Origin of the sequence: Acinetobacter sp. 766875, from assembly GCF_000582055.1 — a bacterium.
Taxonomy (GTDB): domain Bacteria; phylum Pseudomonadota; class Gammaproteobacteria; order Pseudomonadales; family Moraxellaceae; genus Acinetobacter; species Acinetobacter nosocomialis.
The window spans coordinates 282,456-301,860 of record NZ_JEXX01000002.1 but is presented as its reverse complement, the minus strand read 5'-3'; the positions used below and the strand labels follow the sequence as shown (position 1 = coordinate 301,860).

19 protein-coding genes are annotated in these 19,405 nt (G+C 39.6%); 10 read left to right on the top strand and 9 right to left on the bottom strand.

Going from position 1 to position 19,405, the window contains the following annotated elements; translation table 11 throughout:
* The first annotated feature begins 636 nt into the window (after positions 1-636).
* Entirely contained in the window at positions 637-1,689 is a 1,053-nt protein-coding gene (locus tag J576_RS03880) for an MBL fold metallo-hydrolase (protein ID WP_002053273.1), read from the top strand.
* A 68-nt stretch (positions 1,690-1,757) separates the two neighbouring features.
* On the opposite strand, the gene katG is transcribed toward J576_RS03880, so the two are convergent.
* The 3 genes from katG to J576_RS03865 form a co-directional block, all read right to left on the bottom strand.
* Positions 1,758-3,914: a catalase/peroxidase HPI gene (gene katG / locus J576_RS03875; RefSeq protein WP_002053304.1), complete on the bottom strand. Its 2,157-nt coding sequence runs from the start codon at positions 3,912-3,914 to the stop codon at positions 1,758-1,760.
* Positions 3,915-4,426: 512 nt separating this feature from the next.
* Positions 4,427-6,721 carry a phosphoenolpyruvate--protein phosphotransferase gene (gene ptsP / locus J576_RS03870; protein WP_004710729.1) on the bottom strand — a complete coding sequence of 765 codons (2,295 nt, stop codon included), beginning with the start codon at positions 6,719-6,721 and terminating at the stop codon, positions 4,427-4,429.
* 84 nt (positions 6,722-6,805) lie between these two features.
* Positions 6,806-7,291, bottom strand: a complete 486-nt coding sequence (locus tag J576_RS03865; RefSeq protein ID WP_000567255.1) for an RNA pyrophosphohydrolase — start codon at positions 7,289-7,291, stop codon at positions 6,806-6,808.
* A 183-nt stretch (positions 7,292-7,474) separates the two neighbouring features.
* Between J576_RS03865 and J576_RS03860 the strand changes: the two genes are divergently transcribed.
* Positions 7,475-8,125: an HAD family hydrolase gene (locus J576_RS03860; protein WP_002053378.1), complete on the top strand. Its 651-nt coding sequence runs from the start codon at positions 7,475-7,477 to the stop codon at positions 8,123-8,125.
* A gap of 153 nt (positions 8,126-8,278) precedes the next feature.
* Positions 8,279-9,718, top strand: a complete 1,440-nt coding sequence (locus J576_RS03855) for a DUF2252 domain-containing protein (RefSeq protein ID WP_002053483.1) — start codon at positions 8,279-8,281, stop codon at positions 9,716-9,718.
* A 4-nt stretch (positions 9,719-9,722) separates the two neighbouring features.
* On the opposite strand, the gene J576_RS03850 is transcribed toward J576_RS03855, so the two are convergent.
* Positions 9,723-10,319, bottom strand: a complete 597-nt coding sequence (locus tag J576_RS03850; RefSeq protein WP_025467985.1) for a hypothetical protein — start codon at positions 10,317-10,319, stop codon at positions 9,723-9,725.
* 152 nt (positions 10,320-10,471) lie between these two features.
* On the opposite strand from J576_RS03850, the gene J576_RS19500 reads away from it, so the two are divergent.
* Positions 10,472-10,651, top strand: coding sequence for a hypothetical protein (locus tag J576_RS19500; protein ID WP_081401012.1), 180 nt, complete (start codon positions 10,472-10,474; stop codon positions 10,649-10,651).
* Between the two features lie 5 nt (positions 10,652-10,656).
* Here J576_RS19500 and J576_RS03845 read toward each other — a convergent pair whose 3' ends face one another.
* Both J576_RS03845 and J576_RS03840 read right to left on the bottom strand, forming a co-directional pair.
* Complete coding sequence (locus J576_RS03845; RefSeq protein WP_002053310.1) at positions 10,657-11,517, bottom strand: LysR family transcriptional regulator; 861 nt, start codon at positions 11,515-11,517, stop codon at positions 10,657-10,659.
* A gap of 117 nt (positions 11,518-11,634) precedes the next feature.
* Positions 11,635-11,883 (bottom strand): DUF2061 domain-containing protein, encoded by a 249-nt coding sequence (locus J576_RS03840; protein WP_031951291.1) that lies wholly within the window; start codon positions 11,881-11,883, stop codon positions 11,635-11,637.
* A gap of 244 nt (positions 11,884-12,127) precedes the next feature.
* Between J576_RS03840 and leuC the strand changes: the two genes are divergently transcribed.
* The 4 genes from leuC (at position 12,128) to leuB (ending at position 16,026) form a co-directional block, all read left to right on the top strand.
* Entirely contained in the window at positions 12,128-13,546 is a 1,419-nt protein-coding gene (gene leuC, locus J576_RS03835) for a 3-isopropylmalate dehydratase large subunit (RefSeq protein ID WP_002053327.1), read from the top strand.
* Between the two features lie 18 nt (positions 13,547-13,564).
* Positions 13,565-14,212 (top strand): 3-isopropylmalate dehydratase small subunit, encoded by a 648-nt coding sequence (gene leuD / locus J576_RS03830; RefSeq protein WP_002053468.1) that lies wholly within the window; start codon positions 13,565-13,567, stop codon positions 14,210-14,212.
* A 112-nt stretch (positions 14,213-14,324) separates the two neighbouring features.
* Positions 14,325-14,915: a hypothetical protein gene (locus J576_RS03825; RefSeq protein WP_004710709.1), complete on the top strand. Its 591-nt coding sequence runs from the start codon at positions 14,325-14,327 to the stop codon at positions 14,913-14,915.
* Between the two features lie 31 nt (positions 14,916-14,946).
* Positions 14,947-16,026: a 3-isopropylmalate dehydrogenase gene (gene leuB, locus J576_RS03820; protein ID WP_002053431.1), complete on the top strand. Its 1,080-nt coding sequence runs from the start codon at positions 14,947-14,949 to the stop codon at positions 16,024-16,026.
* 58 nt (positions 16,027-16,084) lie between these two features.
* Here the strand turns inward: leuB and J576_RS03815 are convergent, their stop codons facing one another.
* Entirely contained in the window at positions 16,085-16,492 is a 408-nt protein-coding gene (locus J576_RS03815) for a hypothetical protein (protein ID WP_031951290.1), read from the bottom strand.
* A 167-nt stretch (positions 16,493-16,659) separates the two neighbouring features.
* Here J576_RS03815 and J576_RS03810 point away from each other — a divergent pair, with 167 nt between their 5' ends.
* Complete coding sequence (locus J576_RS03810; RefSeq protein WP_002053311.1) at positions 16,660-17,034, top strand: lysozyme inhibitor LprI family protein; 375 nt, start codon at positions 16,660-16,662, stop codon at positions 17,032-17,034.
* A 51-nt stretch (positions 17,035-17,085) separates the two neighbouring features.
* Here J576_RS03810 and infA read toward each other — a convergent pair whose 3' ends face one another.
* Complete coding sequence (infA, locus tag J576_RS03805; protein WP_001284370.1) at positions 17,086-17,307, bottom strand: translation initiation factor IF-1; 222 nt, start codon at positions 17,305-17,307, stop codon at positions 17,086-17,088.
* Between the two features lie 263 nt (positions 17,308-17,570).
* On the opposite strand from infA, the gene J576_RS03800 reads away from it, so the two are divergent.
* Entirely contained in the window at positions 17,571-18,581 is a 1,011-nt protein-coding gene (locus J576_RS03800) for an AraC family transcriptional regulator (RefSeq protein WP_004710706.1), read from the top strand.
* Between the two features lie 16 nt (positions 18,582-18,597).
* Here J576_RS03800 and truA read toward each other — a convergent pair whose 3' ends face one another.
* Positions 18,598-19,395: a tRNA pseudouridine(38-40) synthase TruA gene (truA, locus tag J576_RS03795; RefSeq protein ID WP_002053407.1), complete on the bottom strand. Its 798-nt coding sequence runs from the start codon at positions 19,393-19,395 to the stop codon at positions 18,598-18,600.
* Between the last annotated feature and the right edge of the window lie 10 nt (positions 19,396-19,405).

The following is a 19,405-nucleotide window of genomic DNA, read 5'->3' as shown; positions in this document are numbered from 1 at the left end:
AAGATGCTTTAGATATTTATAAAATAAATGAAAATTTATAAATCATTATTAAATTAATATGAAATTTTTCTTAATTATTAATTTATAAAATATATTAATTGCCGATTATTAACTGTTTTTTTTAAATTTTCATAGGAAATTTTAATTTCTTTTTTAAAAATCACTTAAAGTTTTCTCATATTATGAAAAAATCTATTATTAATGCAGAGATTTAGGTGTTGATTTTTTTAGCGAAAAATTTTGGAAAGTATTTTTATAGTAAATGTATCACACTTATATTGCTCTATTTTTTAGTTTATCAAGCATCGATAAAAGTTGATAAAATTAAGCAATTTAAAAGATTTATTGAATAACTAAGATAAAAGTAGTTCATGCTTTAGCTGTAGATTACTTATTATATACTATTGTTATGTTATACAGTAGCTTTTAATAAGAACTGTAAGTAACGAATCACAAACTCAACACATCTAAACATTTTTTTGTGGCACTTTAGATTGGTGTATGTCGGCGGCGACAAAAATAAAGGGATATTTATATGATAAATAAGTGTAAGTGTCATAGCTTAATTTATTTAAATCGCTAAGATAGAAAATTGAATGAATCATCCTCCTGATGCTACAACCATAGAATAAGCCCATGAAAGACAAGCCGACATTAACTTATCAATTGCCGACTCAGTCCTGTTGGACGCATACATGGATAAAACCGCCTTTTTGTCATCCTGAATTGGGCCATGAAAACGACACCCGTTTTTATAATCAGCAGCCTAGATCGCCTGCACGAGGATCGAAAGAATTATTGCGTTGGTTAGTCACTCGTGAATCTTATACATGGAATGTTGATATTCAAGGTGAATACGAAACTCATGTGAATACACCAATTGCCTTACCACAGAACCGTCCTCATGCGGATTTAGATGATTGGCAAGTATGGTTTGTAGGTCACGCTACTGTACTCATTCAAATTGGACCATATAACTTTATTACCGACCCGGTTTGGTGTGATTATGCGAGTCCGTTGCATGGGCGTGGACCACGCCGTGTATGCCCGGCCGGTTTTGCTTTGGAACAGTTGCCCACTATTCATGGAGTCTTACTGAGCCATAATCATTATGATCATATGGATTTGGCAACGCTTGAATGGTTGCACAAGAAATTTGCGATGCCGATTTATACAGGGCTTGGCAACGGGTTTTACTTGCCTAAAGATTTCCATGTCATTGAAATGGATTGGTGGCAAGAAATTCCTTATCATGAGTTAAGAATTGTCTATACACCTGCTCAGCACGGTTCGGGGCGGGGCTTACGTGATCAAAATAAAGCACTTTGGGGTGGTTTTTCGGTTTTAGCAAAAACAGGTCATTGTTTTTTCGCTGGTGACACTGGCTATGCAGCACACTTCAAACAGATACATGCACGTTATGGCGCACCACGTGTTGCTTTACTTCCAATTGGAGCTTATGAACCTCGTAAACTAATGAGCTACGTTCACATGAACCCTCAAGATGCAGTTCATGCACATTTGGATTTACAAGCGCATCGTTCTGTAGCGATTCACTATCGAACTTTCCAGTTAACAGATGAAGATCGGGAAGACCCTGAACATGCTTTAGCTCAAGCTATTAAAGCTTCATCAAAACTTGCTAATCCCTTTTATTGTATTCGAGAAGGGCATAAATTGACTGTCTAAAAGCCTATGGTTTTTATATTAAAAAAGCCAGTTTAAATTGAACTGGCTTTTTATTATTTCGACTTAAATTAAGCTAAGTCAAAACGGTCAAGATTCATGACTTTTGTCCATGCTGCAACAAAGTCTTTAACAAATTTTTCTTTACCGTCGGCTTGAGCATAAACCTCTGCCAATGCACGTAAGATTGAATTAGAACCAAAGACTAAATCATTGCGTGTTGCAGTAAATTTAACTGCACCTGTTTTACGATCTTTGCCTTCAAATACTTCACTTGTTGAATCAACAGGTGCCCATACATTCGACATGTCGAGTAAGTTTGTAAAGAAATCTGTGCTAAGTACACCGACTTGCTGAGTGAATACACCATGCTGTGAACCATCCCAATTGGTGCCCAGTACACGTAAACCACCAATTAATGCAGTTAACTCTGGTGCAGTCAAAGTCAGTTGCTGAGCTTTATCAATCAATAAGATTTCAGCTGGTGTGTTGACTCCCTGTTTTTTCCAGTTTCTAAAGCCATCAGCAGCGCCGAGTAGTAGTTGGAAAGTTTCGATATCAGTTTGACTTTGTAATGCATCTACACGACCAGGAGCGAATGGTACGCTAACGTTGAAACCTGCCGCCTGAGCAGCTTGTTCTACACCGATGTTCCCTGCAAGCACAATTAAGTCAGCCAATGATAATTGAGTTGATGCTTTGAGTTCTTCAATTTTAGTTAAAGTCTCAACAGCTTTTTTATTGACTTCCCAACCACGTTGAGGAGCTAAAGCAATGCGTGCACCGTTTGCTCCACCGCGTTTGTCTCCACCACGGAATGTTGATGCTGATGCCCAACCAAGAGAAACCAACTCACCGGCAGATAATCCTAATGCCACAATTTTTGCTTTTGCATCAGCAATACTTGCAGCAGATGGAATAGCGTTAGCGGCCGGTAATGGGTCTTGCCAAATTAAATCTTCAGCAGGAACTTCGGGACCTAAATAACGTGCTTTTGGACCCATATCACGGTGAGTTAATTTGAACCATGCGCGGGCAAAAGCATTTGCAAAGGCTTGAGGGTCGTTATGGAAGCGACGAGAGATCTTTTCAAATTCAGGGTCAAAACGTAAAGTCAAATCTGTAGTCAACATTGTTGGCTTACGTTTAATTGACGGGTCGAAAGGATCAGGAATAATTGCCTCAGCATCTGCTGCTACCCATTGGATTGCACCAGCAGGTGAACGTTCTTGTACCCACTCGTATTTGAATAGGTTTTCAAAGAAGTAATTGCTCCATTGTGTTGGAGTCTGTGACCAAATTACTTCTAAACCTGACGTGATCGCATCTTTACCCACACCTGTGCCATAGCTATTTGCCCAGCCAAAGCCCATTTGCTCAATTGGAGCGCCTTCTGGATCGGCATGAACATGGTCAGCAGAGGCTGCACCGTGAGTTTTACCTAAAGTATGACCGCCTGCAATCAAAGCAACAATTTCTTCATCGTCCATTGCCATGTTGCCGAAAGTCGCGCGAATAAACGGCGCAGCTGATCTTGGGTCACCGCTAGCTTCTGGACCTTCAGGGTTTACATAAATTAGTCCCATCTCGGTTGCCGCAAGATTACTGCCAGCTAAAGCTTCAGAGTTACGGTGAGCTAACCATTCTTTTTCATCGCCCCAGTTTACATCGTTGTCTGGTTCCCAAACATCTTCACGGCCTGCACCAAAACCAAAGGTACGGAAGCCAGAAGACTCAAGTGCAATGTTTCCGGCAAGAATAAATAAGTCAGCCCATGATATTTTTTGACCGTATTTTTGTTTAACAGGCCATAGTAAACGGCGTGCTTTATCTAAACTTGCGTTGTCAGGCCAGCTATTTAAAGGCGCAAAACGTTGTTGACCACGACCCGCACCACCACGGCCATCACCCATACGGTAGGTGCCGGCAGCATGCCATGCTAAACGAATAAATAAGCCTGTGTAATTTCCCCAATCGGCTGGCCACCAATCTTGGGAATCGGTTAAGACATTTTTGATATCCGCTTTAAGTGCGTAGTAGTCAATTTTTTTAAATTCTTCACGGTAATTAAAATCTTTACCAAGTGGATTAGAGCGTTCTGAATGTTGATTGAGTAAGTCGACGCGTAATTGATTTGGCCACCAGTGCAAATTAGTCGTGCCACCACCGACTGTTACTTGCGGTTTTGAGTTATGACCTGAAAAAGGACATTTTGATTCGTTTGACATGATTATATTCTCTCTGGGTAATATTTATTTGAGCTCTTAATGGAACCGAAAGCTCATTTTCCTGGACTTCTGGGTTAAAAAATGATGCTTATCGAATAAAGAAATGAGGAAACAAATGGTGAGATAAACCGTTTTAAAAATTTTTTCACTGTTATGTCAGCTCATCATTTTTATTCAACAATACATGAGTTTCCTTTGTTTATTATTCCTTCAATTTACTGCATGAAGGCTAAAAAACAAGAGGGAAAATGGTTCGACTTTTGCAAATAATGATGCATGGCATGAGCTCCTTAATCATTGAAACATCGCAATATCTTTCAATTTCGTTCTTTAAATATACTAAAATTTGATTGTTTATTTTTCAAATGGATTAAATTGTCTATATTAATAGGTAAAATCGATTTTAAGGGTTAAGCAAAATTGGTGAGTACGGTAAATGAGGATTTGAAAAAAGAAAAAACTAAAACTAGTTCAATTAAAAAGGAGAGTTAAAACTCTCCTTTTTTAAATATTTATACGGTGACAAGGCGATTAGATTTAACCATATCCGCCAAACCATGCGTTTTAAAGTAATACTCAAGCCAGCTTTTTACAATAAGCGGGTTATTCATTTTCATGACATCATCAAGTAACTTTTGGGCATCTGTCATTGGTACATGGCAAATTGCTTTACGCACACGCAAGATATTGCTTGAACTCATAGAAAGAGTATTAAAGCCCATTGCCATTAGTAAGATTGCTGATAATGGGTCACCCGCCATCTCACCACAAATACTTACCGGTTTTTGGTATTTGTGACATTCCTTCACCAGTCGAGTCAACGCACGCAAAATAGATGGATGGAAGTGTGAATATACGCTAGCCACATGCGGGTTATTACGGTCTACCGCAAGTAAGTATTGAGTTAAGTCATTTGAACCAACCGAGAAGAAATCGACAAGTTCAGCAAACTCATCAATTTGTAGCAGTACACTTGGTACCTCTACCATAATCCCGATTTTTGGTTTAGTAATTTTAACTTGCTCTTCTTCTTGCACGGCTATCCAGTCTCGCTCAAGTAAATAAAGTACTTCTTCGACTTCACTTACTGTTGTCACCATTGGCAATAGAATATGCAAGTTATTTAAACCAATACTGGCTTTGAGCATTGCCCGGATTTGTGCTGAGAAAATCTCCGGATGATCGAGTGTAAAACGAATACCGCGCCATCCTAATGCCGAGTTTTCTTCTTCGATACTGAAGTACGGTAAATCTTTATCGGCACCAATATCGAGGGTTCGCATTACCACTGGTTTATTGGCAAAGTGACTCAACTGTTGGCGGTAGATTGCACGTTGTTCTTCTTCACCTGGGAAACGTTCCCGTAACATGAATGGAATTTCACTTCGGTAGAGACCTACACCTTGCGCGCCGCGTTGTACGCCGCGAACAACATCAATCATGAGACCCGTGTTTACAAAAAGTTGAACAGAAACCCCATCAGGAGTAATCGCTTCTTTGGTCTCGTATTGTTTGAGATCTTTTGCGATTTGCTCGTCTTCTTTTTGAATTTCTTTATAGCGTTGGCGTAAACGACGTGGAGGGTTCACAAAAACACGGCCCTGATAGGCATCCACAATCATTTCCGCGTCATCAAGCGTATTTACAGGCAGTTCGGTTACACCAACTACAGTTGGAATACCTAATGCGCGTGCCACAATCACCATATGTGAATTAGCTGCACCTTCTGAGGTTACAATAGCAGCGATATTATCGACCGGTAACTCGACGAGCGCAGCAGTACTAATTTCTTCACCAATTAAAATACTGTCTGGACTGAGTTCACGGTGGCTAGAATCTTCTTCTTGTAAACATGCCAAAATACGTCGGCCTAAATCTTTAAGGTCGGAAACGCGTTCGCGAAGATAATCATCTTCCATTTGCGCAAATAGGGCAGTGTGCTTTTCAATTACACGACGTACAGCACCTTGTGCCCAATGACCATCACGAATCAGATCTTTAATTTCTGCAGGTAATGCATTTTCATCTAGCATTCTTAAGAAAACACTAAATAAAGCGCGTTCTTCTGCCATGAGTGAATCATGCATTTTTTCGTCTAAAGAACGAATCTCTGAACGAACTGATGAGATCGCTTGATCTAAAAGGCGAAGTTCATGGCTAATATCTTCTGCTTCACGGTCAGGGACAGCACCCAAATCGGCAGGTGGATATAAAATGATAGCGCGGCCTAAAGCAACACCGCCTGCACCTGAAGCGCCTTGGAAGGTTTTATAGGCAGGTCCATTGCTTGGTTTACGAAATACATCGATGTTACCAACCGCGTGAGCATGTGCAATTACCCCGGAAAGCTGTGCACATAGCGTAACTAAAAAGGACTCGGCTGCTTCGCTAAAATCTTGAGGAAGTCTATTTTGGACGACTAAAACACCCATAACCTTACGACGGTACATGACAGGTACGCCGAGGAATGAGTTATAAATTTCTTCGCCCGTTTCGGGTAAGTACAAGAAGCGCTCATGCTTTGGGGCATTATCAAGGTTAACGATTTCCTCACGTTGCCCAACCAGACCGACCAAGCCTTCACCTAACTGCAATGAGACATGTCCAACAGATTCTGGATTTAAGCCTTTTGAGGCCATCAAGACATAACGCTGATTGCGTTCATCGAGTAAATAAATAGAGCAAACATCCACTTTCATGGCCTCAGCAACCTGATTGACCATAATGTCTAACGATTCATGCAAACTCACGGACGCATTAATCTCTTGGACAATGCGTCTTAGAGTGTCGAGTTGCATGTTTGACATGGATGTATACTCCAGTATTTTTTAGACTATGAATGTATTTATAACAGCACTTTTAATAAAAATCATTTGCTAGATAAATGATTTTTAGGGTAATTGTTGCATAGGCAACTGTGTACACAACTCCACCATGGCTTTGCGGTAAACATCACGCTTAAAGTTCACCACTTGACCAAGAGGATACCAATAGCTAACCCACTGCCATTCATCGAATTCGGGCGGGTCAGAGAGGTTCAACTGAATATTTTTTGCAGGCGCAGTTAACTTCAGTAAAAACCATTTTTGTTTCTGTCCGATACATACGGGGTCAGAGTCTGACCGAATGTACCGATGTGGCAAACGATAACGCAGCCATCCCTTGGTTTGCGCAATAATCTGGACATGTTCGGGCAATAAGCCGATTTCTTCTCTCAGTTCTCGAAAAAGTGCCTGTTCAGGGGTTTCTCCAAACTGGATGCCTCCTTGTGGAAATTGCCAAGCATTGTGACCAATGCGCTTTGCCCATAAAACCTGTCCATCATCGTTTGCCAAAATGATCCCGACATTCGGTCGGAAACCTTCTGAGTCGATCATTTGGCTACCTAAATATTTGTCTATATCGTTGACTTTGACCACGGGGACCAACAACTTTTTATGTCCAGCTCGAAAAGATCAAAGTAAAATGTTTAAATTGTTACGATCTTAACGAATTTCTATCGACTAGCGGAGATAGATTTACATTTTTTTTCTTAAATTTCAGTTTAAACGAGAATTTTCATGAAACTGGCGTTGTTTGATTTAGACCATACCTTGTTAAATACCGATTCAGACCATTCTTGGGGTGAATTTTTAGTCAATGAAGGTTTGGTTGATCCGGTTCATCATCGTCAGATGAATGATAAATTTTATGAAGATTACAAAGCAGGGCAACTTGACCCCTATGCTTATAATGAATTTGTTTTTGGCTTTTTAACTAAGCATGACAATAACTATTTAACTGAGCTTCATCAGTTGTTTATGGAAAAAGTAATTCGCCCTCAAATGCGTCCTAAAGGTTTTGAGGCGATTAAGAAACATCAAGATTTAGGCCATACCATTGTGGGTATTACGGCAACGAGTGATTTTATTACGGCGCCGATTTTCCGTGAATTTGGCATTACTGAAATTTTAGCAACCAATGCCGAAGTTGTTGATGGCAAATATACAGGTAAAGTTGCAGGCTTAGCATGTTATCAAAAAGGTAAGCTTGCGCGTCTTGACGATTGGTTGGCTGGACGCAGTGTGTCTGAGTCTTGGGCTTATTCAGATTCAATCAATGACCGTTTTTTACTTGAATATGCAACACATGCAATTGCTGTAAATCCTGATGATCGTCTAGAAAAGTTAGCTCAAGAGCATAACTGGGAAATTCAGGACTGGTCGATTTAAGATTGTAGAGTTGGAAGACCCATACGGTATTTAAGGTTTTCCAACTCTTAATTCATTAGGTTTAAATCATTCTTTTTATATCCCATGAAAATCCTAATCCAAAAATAAATATTGATAAGTTCAATAAAAATAAATTTAAAAAAAGAGGTAATAATGTCAAAAACACCACAGATTAAATTACCAGAACAACTTTGGAATAATCAAAGCATTGATTTAACACGTCATAGCTATCAAGGAAAATTACTGAGTAAAAGTGAGGGTTTTAAATTAGGTAAGACTCAACGGAAAAAAGTACCGCTTGAACAACTTTCAAAACTTTCCGAAAGGCCAGAAGGATCAACTGCTTTAACGATCTATGATTGGAGTAACCAAGGACGTTTAGAAAAACTCAAACCGATTCGTGCAAAACGGATGAGCGTTTCACCATTTACATTTTATCGTGGCATGCCTTCTTTGATGCTATTTGACCAAGTGTGGGAGCCACTAAATGCAGGTTTATTTCAACAGATTTGTGGTGATTGTCATTTAAGTAACTTTGGTGGTTTTGCAAGTCCAGAACGCAACCTGTTATTTGGAATTAATGATTTTGATGAAACTTTAGTTGCCCCGTTTGAATGGGATGTAAAGCGTTTAGCAACCAGTTTTGTGATTGCAGCACGCGATATTAATCTTGCAGATAAAGTGGGTTTAAAAGCAGTTAAAATAATGCTGAATAGTTATCGTCAGCACTTATTAGAAAATGCCAAACTTTCGCCTCTACAAGTTTGGTATGAAAAAATTGATGCCGTTACCTTATTAGAAAATACTGAATGCCGAAAACTAAGAAAAAAAAGCGAAAAGGATCTTGATTCTGCGCAGAAAAAAACGGTGTACTCTGTATTGCCGAAGCTTACACAGCAAGACCAAGATACAGGTTTACGTCATTTTGTAGATGATGCGCCGTTATTATGGCATCCAAGTGCAGATGAACCATTTAGTAAAGATGTTGACGTATTCTTTAAACAATACCGTGACTCTTTGAAATATGATCGCCAAGTCCTTTTTGATCGTTATCAATGTACAGATGTGGCTTTTAAAGTGGTTGGTATCGGAAGTGTTGGTACACGATCAGCCATAGCATTATTTCAGGATGCAGATCGGGAACCATTAATTTTACAAATGAAAGAAGCGAATCCATCAATTCTTAGTCCGTTATTTGTAGAACAAGTAAATCACGAAGGTGAACGTGTAATACATGGCCAGCAACTGATGCAGGCCGCAAGTGATATATTTCTTGGGTTTTCCTCAATATCAACTCAACATTTTCATGTACGTCAGTTACGTGATATGAAAATCTCTTTTAATCTTAAGGATATGGATGAAGAGTATTTCTATAAGTATGCTGAAGATTGTGGCTTGGCTTTAGCGCATGCCCATGCAAAATCGGGAAATGCAGATGTACTTATAGGATATCTTGGAGAGGGCGATACGATTATAGACGTATTACAAACCTATGCAGAAGAATATGCAGAGCGTAATCTAAACGACTATCAACAATTTATGAATGAAATTGCTGATAGTAAGATTCAACTCGCTGGAGATGATGCGCTTTAATAAATTATTTAACTTTCTCTGTGGTATACCAAATATTTGGGTCAGGGTTTTGTTGATGCCAAAGCTTAAATTGAGCCCGCCATTGCTGAAAGGGCTCCGATAACGTAGGGCGTGGATCATCACTTAAGCTATAAGCCATGCCTTCTACCAGCCATTTAGGTTTAGTCAGCATTGCTATATTTCCCCATTCTTCGGCTTGTCGATGATGAATAAGCTCATGAGTGATATAGAAATCTTTCCAGCCTCGCGGTGCAACCAATAACCCCAAATTACCAACCGCTTTAGCGGCTGCTTTTTCCATACCAAAGGTATTGGCACATTGTGGAGTTGAGCAAAAAACCATAGGGGGTTGTTGATGAAAAGCACCTACTTTATCTTGGGTTTCTTGTAATGCCTGATTATAAAGTGTCTTTGCAAGAGGCTGTGTCTTTGGATCATCTACACAGACTTGACCATCACAATGTAACAATGAAAGGTGATGGGTGAAAATAACACGTATCGGTTTAAACCAAATAAATGTAACTAGAACTAAGACAGCTAAAGTTATAAATATATATAAACCGATTTTAATTATCTTTGAATATGGATTCTTCACGATCATGAATCTTAAGCGAAAAGTATAATGATAGTAGAGTAAAGGGTATATATTTACAGCATTATTTCTAATCAATATATAACTTTATTAATTAAAATAGCAGGACTAAAAATAAGCGCACTAAAAGTAAAGGTAGCAATGGTTTCTTTCAAGAATTTATAGATCAGCTCATTACCGCTATTTTTGGTGAGTTACTTATTTATATCATTGCTTTACTGTTTATGAGTGCACTTGGCGGAATTATTTTCGCTGCTATATGTTTCAGTTGGGGCGTTCTATTTTTACTACTACCTTTCGCGGTTTTGATTTATATCCTTGTTAAAAAATATAGCCATTAATACCGTTATTCTTGCATCATTTTAATCAACTCTTGCATGGCTCTAGATTGCGTACGTGCAGGGTGCCATACCATACCTAGCTGACGGTTCATCTCGACATTTAAATCGAGCTGCTGCATATCTTGATTCAATAAAGTTTTTGGTAAAACTGACCAACCTAAACCAATAGAGACCAACATACGAATTGACTCTAGAGGGTTATTGCTCATAGTAATTTTCGGTTTAAGGCCTTGTTTTTCAAACTCGGCCAAAGTAATTTGGGCTGTATAAGTCTGTGCGGCAGGCAGCAAACTTGGATATTCGATTAAATCTTGCAAAGTGAGATTCTTTTGCTGTGCCAATGGATGAAATGGCGCAGCTACAAAAACTAAAGGATCATTCCAGATGGTAATGTAGTTAAGACGTTCATCACCTGAAGGTGGAAGTGTTAAAAATGCAAGCTCTAAATCACCAGCAAGGACCTGTTCATGTGCTTGTTCTGAGTCAACAAAATGTACGTCTAAAGTGACTTGTGGAAACTGCTGAACAAAGTGTTTAAGTGGAGCAGGTAAGTGGTGCAAACCGATGTGATGACTCGTGCCAATTTTTAAACGGCCTTGTATTTGTGTTTGTTCATGACTTAGCGTGTGGTGAATATCTTTAAGTTCATTTAACCAGCTTTTGACTTTTGGTAATAATGAATGCGCAGCATGAGTGGCTTGAACCCCACGTCCTGCCGACTCAAATAGCTTTACGCCGAAATATTCTTCGAGACTATGAATACGTTTGGTAACAGCAGGTTGGGTAATAAAGAGTTGATCTGCAGCCACAGAGATAGACCCTGTTTCCATAACTTTTACAAAAGCTTCAAAGGCTGCAAGATTCATAATACAACTCTACTTGGGATAGAAAAATCGAGAGAGGCTAAAGTCGCCAAGCCAAAATCGTATCATGCTTGCAGCCAAACGTTCTATAAACTTGTGATTTGGCGTATTAATCTTAACCTAAGCAGTTGTCTCTTTTTCGTTTAAAGCTGAAATACGACGGTCTTTTGCTGCCCATATTTTTTCATGAAAGAAAAATGCAAATGCTTGTACGGTTGGTTCTAACATACTTAAGGTTAAAGCCATCCAAATGTTACCTGTTACAAAGTACGCGACTAGCATTGCTACCGTAATATGCATAATGTAGTAACTTAAGGTTTTCTTTAATGTACGTTGGTTATTTACAACGAATTTTTGAATATTAGCCATCATCGTTCTCTCTACCTATATTTGATATTTTTAGTATAGAGATAAGAGTATAAGATTAAAAATGGATTATGCAAATGATAATCATTAACAAAACCGATTTAAATATTTTTGAGTAATATAAATAAAGAAGGAAATGATTCCTAAAAGTTTTCTAATTTATAAAAATGATAAATTAGATTTATGTGAAACTCTGGCTATAATCGAAGAAAGATTAGAATTACCCAGTCCAATGGAGCAAGACGACATGGCAGGCAAAACTTTATATGACAAATTGTGGGATGACCACGTAGTTACAGAGCGTGATGATGGTTCGTGCTTACTTTATATCGACCGTCATTTATTGCATGAAGTAACCAGTCCACAAGCATTTGAAGGTTTGCAACTTGCGGGTCGTCAACCGTGGCGTTTAAGCGCAAACGTAGCTACACCAGACCACAACGTTCCAACCTCTAAAAAAGAGCGTGATCAGGGCATTGCAGGTATTGAAGATGATACGTCTCGTATTCAGGTTCAAACCTTAGATGATAATTGTAAGGCATTTAATATCGTTGAATTTGGTATTAATGATATTCGCCAAGGTATTGTGCATGTTGTTGGTCCTGAGCAAGGCTTAACTTTACCGGGTATGACGGTAGTATGCGGTGACTCGCATACAGCAACTCACGGTGCTTTTGGTTGTTTGGCACATGGTATCGGGACATCTGAAGTTGAACACGTTTTAGCGACACAATGTTTGATTCAGAAAAAATCAAAAAATATGTTGGTTCGTGTTGATGGCGTTTTAGGTAAGGGTGTAACACCAAAAGATGTGGTGTTGGCGATTATCGGTAAAATCGGTACCGCAGGCGGTACGGGTTACGCAATTGAGTTCGGTGGCCAAGTTTTCCGTGATATGTCGATTGAAGGACGTATGACGGTATGTAACATGGCGATTGAAGCTGGTGCACGTGTTGGTATGGTTGCAGTTGATGACAAAACCATTGAATACGTAAAAGGCCGTAGCTACGCACCAAAAGGTGAGCAGTGGGAACAAGCGGTTGCTTATTGGAACACTTTACATTCAGACGATGATGCTGTTTTTGATGCAGTTGTTGAGTTAAATGGCGCAGAGATTGAACCACAGGTATCTTGGGGAACTTCACCTGAGATGGTAATTCCAGTATCTAAAGCTGTACCAACTTTAGAACAAGCGAAAGATGACGTACAACGTAGTGACTGGACACGTGCATATCAATATATGGGGTTAAACGCAGGTCAGGCATTGGCTGAAATTCAACTTGACCGTGTATTTATTGGTTCTTGCACTAACTCACGTATTGAAGATATCCGTGCTGCTGCTGAGGTGGTTAAAGGCCGTAAAGTGGCTTCTAGCATTAAGCAAGCGATGATTGTTCCGGGTTCTGGTTTAGTGAAACAGCAAGCAGAAAAAGAAGGTTTGGATAAAATTTTCTTGGAAGCTGGTTTCGAGTGGCGTGAACCGGGTTGTTCAATGTGTTTAGCCATGAATGCAGACAAGTTACAACCGGGCGAACACTGTGCATCGACATCAAACCGTAACTTTGAAGGTCGTCAAGGGAATGGTGGCCGTACTCACTTGGTAAGTCCGGCAATGGCAGCAGCGGCTGCAATTGCAGGTCATTTTGTTGACGTTCGTTCATTTTAATTCGGTCTGGAGCAAACCATGAAAGCTTATACAGTTGAACAAGGTATCGTTGCACCATTAGATCGTGCCAATGTCGATACAGATTTAATTATTCCAAAACAGTTTTTAAAATCGATTAAACGTACTGGTTTTGGTGACAACTTATTTGATGAACTTCGTTATTTAGATGAAGGTTACCCAGGTCAAGATAACTCGGTACGTCCAAAAAATCCGGACTTTGTTTTGAATCAACCACGTTATCAGGGAGCAACAGTTTTAATTGCTCGTACGAACTTTGGTTGTGGTTCAAGTCGTGAGCATGCACCTTGGGCATTAAACGAATATGGTTTCCGTACCGTTATTGCACCAAGCTTTGCTGATATTTTCTTTAATAACTGTTTTAAAAACGGCATGTTACCAGTTATTTTATCTGAGAATATTGTTGATCAATTATTCAAAGAATGTGCTGCGAATAAAGGATATCAATTAACAATTGATTTGGCTGCGCAAGAAGTTCGTACACCAACAGGTGAAGCATTTAAATTCGAAGTGGATCCATTTCGTAAGCATTGCTTGTTAAATGGCTTGGATGATATTGGCTTAACTCTTCAAAATGCGGACGCAATTCGCGCTTATGAAGAAAAAAACAAACAGGTTCGTCCTTGGGTATTCCAAGAGATAAATTAACCTTTTGGTACATTTTAAACATAGTCATGGCGTCGTGTTCAAACTCTTGCTAACATGCTAAAGCATAACAACAGCTTAAAATTATGCACTAGATGAGGATTGGGCTTGAACAATGAAGAGGAACGTTACTCATAGCTTTTTGTTGGGCCTGTGCGCAATAACACTAAGTGCTTGTCAGAGCACTTACAATGTAGTGGATACTGTTCGTATTAAGCAGGCTGAACAAGAAAATTTGGGGCAGAATGCAGCAATATATTGTTCGGGCGCAAAAAGTTGCGAATTTGAACGGCTAAATGATATTACTGTTGTTGATGCACAGACACGTCGTATTAGTAATCAGGCAATTCATCAAGGAATTGTGAGATTAAATGGTTCGGTGTTAAGTCAAAGCAATAGTTTGTATTTATCTGTGCCTGCCAAACAATATGAAGTGGTGATTCGTTACTATCCGATTTCTCCAGATCGGGCAGAAACCATCCATGTTATTCACCAATTCAAAGCCAACCATCGCTATATGTTTAAAATGTACCGAGACAAATCTAACCGTTCGGGTAGTTTGCTGAATGTTTCTGTACCAGATCCATTATGTGTTGACTTAGAGCAGGATGGGCGTGTAATTCGCCGTTTTTGTCGACCATTTGATGTAACCACAGGACTCGGTGAATTTCTCGAACAGAAAAAACTAACACCACGGCAGTCGTAACGCTGTCTTGTCTTTGAAAATGGAAAACTTCATGTCTAAACAGATTTTAATTTTGGCTGGCGATGGGATTGGTCCTGAAATTGTTGGGGCAGCAGAAAAAGTATTAAATAAAGTAAATGAAAAATTTAATTTGTCTTTGACTTGGGAACATGGCTTGTTAGGTGGAGCTGCGATTGATGCTCATGGAGAACCATATCCAGCTGTAACAAGTGAGCAAGCCAAAAAAGCTGATGCCATTTTATTAGGCGCCGTTGGTGGACCAAAATGGGACACTATTGAACGCTCTATTCGCCCTGAACGCGGTCTTTTAAAAATTCGTAGTGAACTTAACTTATTTGCTAACTTGCGCCCAGCGATCTTATATCCACAATTGGCTGATGCTTCTAGCTTAAAACCTGAAATTGTTGCAGGTTTAGATATTTTGATCGTTCGTGAATTGACTGGTGGTATCTACTTTGGTCAACCACGTGGTATTCGTGAACTCGAAAATGGTGAAAAACAGGGCTATAACACTGACGTTTATTCTGAGAGCGAAATTAAGCGTATTGCAAAAGTTGCTTTTGAACTTGCAGGATTACGTGGCGGTAAAGTGTGTTCTGTAGATAAAGCAAACGTTTTAGAAGTGACAGAGCTTTGGAAGCAAACGGTTACTGACTTACAGCAAGCGAACTATCCAAATATTCAGCTTTCACATATGTATGTGGATAATGCTGCTATGCAACTTGTACGTGCACCTAAACAGTTTGACGTAATCGTTACAGGTAACTTATTTGGCGATATCTTGTCTGACGAAGCAGCAATGCTTACAGGCTCAATTGGTATGTTGCCGTCAGCTTCTTTAGATGAAAATGGCAAAGGCATGTATGAACCTTGTCATGGTTCGGCGCCTGATATTGCGGGTCAAAATGTGGCAAACCCATTAGCAACCATTCTTTCTGTTGCAATGATGCTTCGTTATACCTTCCGTGAAGAAGCTGCTGCTAAAGCAATTGAAGATGCAGTAGGGCAAGTACTTGATCAAGGTTTCCGTACAGCCGATATTATGTCTGAAGGCATGACTAAAGTAGGTACAGCCGAGATGGGTGCAGCTGTTGTAGCTGCTCTTGCTTAATCGCTACTTTGGTAAAAAACGCAGCCTAATCGCTGCGTTTTTTTATTGTCGAAAAGTTTTAACAGGCTTTGCCCTGATATTGGATTGATTCAGCAATGTCATTTTTAAGCTGAAAAATAACTTTGCAATTAAAATTAACATCGTAAGAGTTGCTCCCTAATGTCCCGGATTGGATAGGAACTGGATTACCACCCATCTCTACATTACTCACCATAGGAATGGGAATACTTAATGGCCGTAAAATCGTGTAGATGAGTTGATTTGATGTTTTTTGTGGAACATGCGCAATTTGAAAGCCAAGACCGCGTAAGTTTAGTTCTTGTTGAATGGTGGTCGATGATTTGCCCAGAAAGCCTTTTAAATATTCTTGTAAGTCGACAGATTGGCGTGGTTGAGTTGCGCAACCGTTCAAATAAATAGACATCACTGAGAGCAAGGTTATTCGGCATAGGTTCGGTATATTCATTTTTCTCTCTATCAAATTATATTTATTATTAGATAACGGTAGGTTGGATTGCCTAGCTTGTAAAGAAAAAAAGGAAGTTTATGATAAATGGAGGATGAGTTTATCTAGCAATTCATACTCACATCTGAAAGGCTTTATAATTACTTCGTAAAAAACTTAAGGAAAACATGATGAAAAAAATACTTTTAGCACTTTTATGCAGCTTTGGAGTAACAGCGGTATATGCCGATAATTGCGACACTACTCGTAATACCTATGATGATATTTACTGTACAAATAAAATCTATGCGAGTGCTGATGCAGATCTAAATAAAAATTATCAGGCATTAAGAGCAAAATTGAATGCGGCGCAAAGAAATACGCTTAAGAAGTCTCAGCTTGCGTGGATACGTCAACGTGATGCTGAATGTACAGATTCAAATAGAAATAGTGTAGACGTGCAGTGTCGTTTACAGACAACGCAGGAAAGAAACCATTGGCTACAAGAAAGATTGCGTGAATGCCAAACAGTTGGATGTAAGTCTAGTCGATTAAGTGAATAAATAAAGCAATAAAAAAGCCACATCATGAAGTGGCTTTTTTGCATTCACTAATTAGCGAGCACGGTACGTAATACGACCTTTAGTTAAGTCATATGGAGTCATTTCGACTTTTACACTGTCGCCAGTAAGAATACGGATATAGTGTTTACGCATTTTACCAGAAATGTGTGCAATAACTTCGTGACCGTTTTCAAGACGTACACGGAACATCGTATTAGGAAGCGTTTCGGTGACAACGCCTTCGAACTCAATGAGTTCCTCTTTATTGGCCATAGCCTACCTGATGATCAAATTGGAAAGGCGCAAATTATAGTCAATTTATTTAAAAAAAACAAGATAGACATCTTCTTGTTAAAGCATCTGGTTAAACTATGACTAGTAAAAAAGATGTAATTTTTTTCACAAAACAACTCTAATTCTGTTGTCAGTTTGGTCAATCAACGCTAATCTAAAATCATAGTTATTAGGGACTGTTCATGCATAAAGAGTCAACAGCTCCTAAGTATCAATGAAGTATCTACATGGAAGGGCACTGCGTGGGTCAGCTAACAGATGCATCAGTTGTATTACGTTTTGGCTATCAAGCAATTCGTCGTGCAGGATTGCCAACAGAAGAAATATTAACTAAAGCGGGAGTCGCTTTAAATCAGGTCGATACAAATGCACGTACTCCGTTAAGTGCACAGTACGCCTTTTGGACTGCAGCTCAGGAAGTCAGTAAAGATCCAGACATCGGTTTGCATTTAGGTGAGCATTTGCCTTTGTACCGTGGTCAGGTGATTGAACATTTATTTATTAGTAGTGAAACCTTTGGTGAAGGCCTTAAAAGAGCTTTAGCGTATCAACGTCTAATTAGTGATGCATTTGATGCAAAGCTGGTTGTCGAAGATGGGCGTTGCTATTTAACCAATGGTGAGCAAGTGGGGGCTGATAACCTTGTGAATCGTCATTTTTCAGAATGTGCGATTTCTGGTGTGCTTCGATTCTTCAAATTTATTACCGAAGGTCAGTTTCATCCTATCTTCATCGATTTTAACTTTAGTGAAGGTGCTTCGGAAGATGAATATTTCCGAGTTTATGGCTGTCCGGTAAGTTTAGGGCAAAAAGAAACAAGGCTATATTTTGATCCTGCCATTTTAGACTTCCAGCTTTGGCAGGCGGAACCTGAACTATTGCAACTGCATGAACAGCTCGCAATTGAAAAGCTACAAGAATTGGCTCGTTATGATTTGGTTGGTGAGGTTCGTCGAGCGATTGGTTCAACACTAGAAAGTGGAGAAACCACGCTAGAAACTGTAGCAGCACAATTAAATATTACGCCACGTCGTTTACGCACTCAGTTGAGTGAAGCGAATACTAGTTTCCAACAAATACTTTCTGACTATCGTTGCCGTTTAGCTAAAAAACTTTTGGCAAATACCAGTGAGAGCGTAGAGCGTATTGTGTATTTAACTGGTTTCTCTGAACCAAGTACATTCTATCGTGCGTTTAAACGCTGGACCAATGAAACACCAGTTGAGTACCGTAAGCGTAAACAGCATCGTTAATAAAAATGGGTTAAGCCTACTCAGGTAGGTTTAACCAATGTGGCCCAAGTGGTGGCTGTGGCAAGTCAAATTGCTCAGGGTAATAACATTGAATAAAGTAGAGACCATCAGGTGGAGCCGTGACTCCTGCCGCTTTACGATCTTGTGCCGCAAACATCGCATCGATATGGTCTATTTCATACATACCTTGACCAATTTCGAGTAAGCATCCAACAATATTACGCACCATATGGTGTAAAAAACCATCTGCTTGAATATCTAATACCAAGTAGCGACCATGTTCAAATAGACGGCAATGCGTTACATGTCGTACAGGCTTATTGGACTGGCATGCTGCTGCGCGAAAGGTTTCAAAGTTATGTATACCTTCAAATTTGCTAGCAGCTTTAATCATCTTCTGCACATCTAGCTGTTGGTAAATGTGTGTGACCTGTTTATGTAAGAGGGCTGGGCGACAAGGAGCGTTATAAATAACATAGCGGTAACGTCGAGCCGTCGCCTTAAAGCGCGCATGAAAGTTTTCATCCATCAGTTTAATCCACTGGATGGAAATATCTTTAGGTAATTGGCTATTTGCTCCTCTTAACCATCCCGTCTCTGGACGAATGGCATTCGTATCGAAATGAGCCACCATATTGGTTGCATGTACTCCCGCATCTGTTCGACCTGCACCGTGAAGTGCAATGGGTTCATCTGCGATTTTGCTGAGTACACGCTCAATAGTTTCCTGAACGCTGGCAACGCCTGGCTGTTGTGTTTGCCAACCTCGATATTGAACTCCGCTAAACTCAATACCGATCGCATAACGTTGCATAGCTTTACCT

Bases quoted from the DNA above. Each gene is read 5' to 3' on its own strand.
- J576_RS03810 (WP_002053311.1), top strand. From the start codon at position 16,660: ATGATGAAAAAAATACTTTTAGCACTTTTATGCAGCTTTGGAGTAACA.
- J576_RS03840 (WP_031951291.1), bottom strand. From the start codon at position 11,883: ATGGCTAATATTCAAAAATTCGTTGTAAATAACCAACGTACATTAAAG.
- J576_RS03815 (WP_031951290.1), bottom strand. From the start codon at position 16,492: ATGAATATACCGAACCTATGCCGAATAACCTTGCTCTCAGTGATGTCT.
- ptsP (WP_004710729.1), bottom strand. From the start codon at position 6,721: ATGTCAAACATGCAACTCGACACTCTAAGACGCATTGTCCAAGAGATT.
- J576_RS03825 (WP_004710709.1), top strand. From the start codon at position 14,325: ATGAAGAGGAACGTTACTCATAGCTTTTTGTTGGGCCTGTGCGCAATA.
- J576_RS03850 (WP_025467985.1), bottom strand. From the start codon at position 10,319: ATGATCGTGAAGAATCCATATTCAAAGATAATTAAAATCGGTTTATAT.
- J576_RS03880 (WP_002053273.1), top strand. From the start codon at position 637: ATGAAAGACAAGCCGACATTAACTTATCAATTGCCGACTCAGTCCTGT.
- truA (WP_002053407.1), bottom strand. From the start codon at position 19,395: ATGCAACGTTATGCGATCGGTATTGAGTTTAGCGGAGTTCAATATCGA.
- J576_RS03865 (WP_000567255.1), bottom strand. From the start codon at position 7,291: ATGATCGACTCAGAAGGTTTCCGACCGAATGTCGGGATCATTTTGGCA.
- leuC (WP_002053327.1), top strand. From the start codon at position 12,128: ATGGCAGGCAAAACTTTATATGACAAATTGTGGGATGACCACGTAGTT.
- katG (WP_002053304.1), bottom strand. From the start codon at position 3,914: ATGTCAAACGAATCAAAATGTCCTTTTTCAGGTCATAACTCAAAACCG.
- J576_RS03845 (WP_002053310.1), bottom strand. From the start codon at position 11,517: ATGAATCTTGCAGCCTTTGAAGCTTTTGTAAAAGTTATGGAAACAGGG.
- infA (WP_001284370.1), bottom strand. From the start codon at position 17,307: ATGGCCAATAAAGAGGAACTCATTGAGTTCGAAGGCGTTGTCACCGAA.
- leuD (WP_002053468.1), top strand. From the start codon at position 13,565: ATGAAAGCTTATACAGTTGAACAAGGTATCGTTGCACCATTAGATCGT.
- leuB (WP_002053431.1), top strand. From the start codon at position 14,947: ATGTCTAAACAGATTTTAATTTTGGCTGGCGATGGGATTGGTCCTGAA.
- J576_RS03855 (WP_002053483.1), top strand. From the start codon at position 8,279: ATGTCAAAAACACCACAGATTAAATTACCAGAACAACTTTGGAATAAT.
- J576_RS03860 (WP_002053378.1), top strand. From the start codon at position 7,475: ATGAAACTGGCGTTGTTTGATTTAGACCATACCTTGTTAAATACCGAT.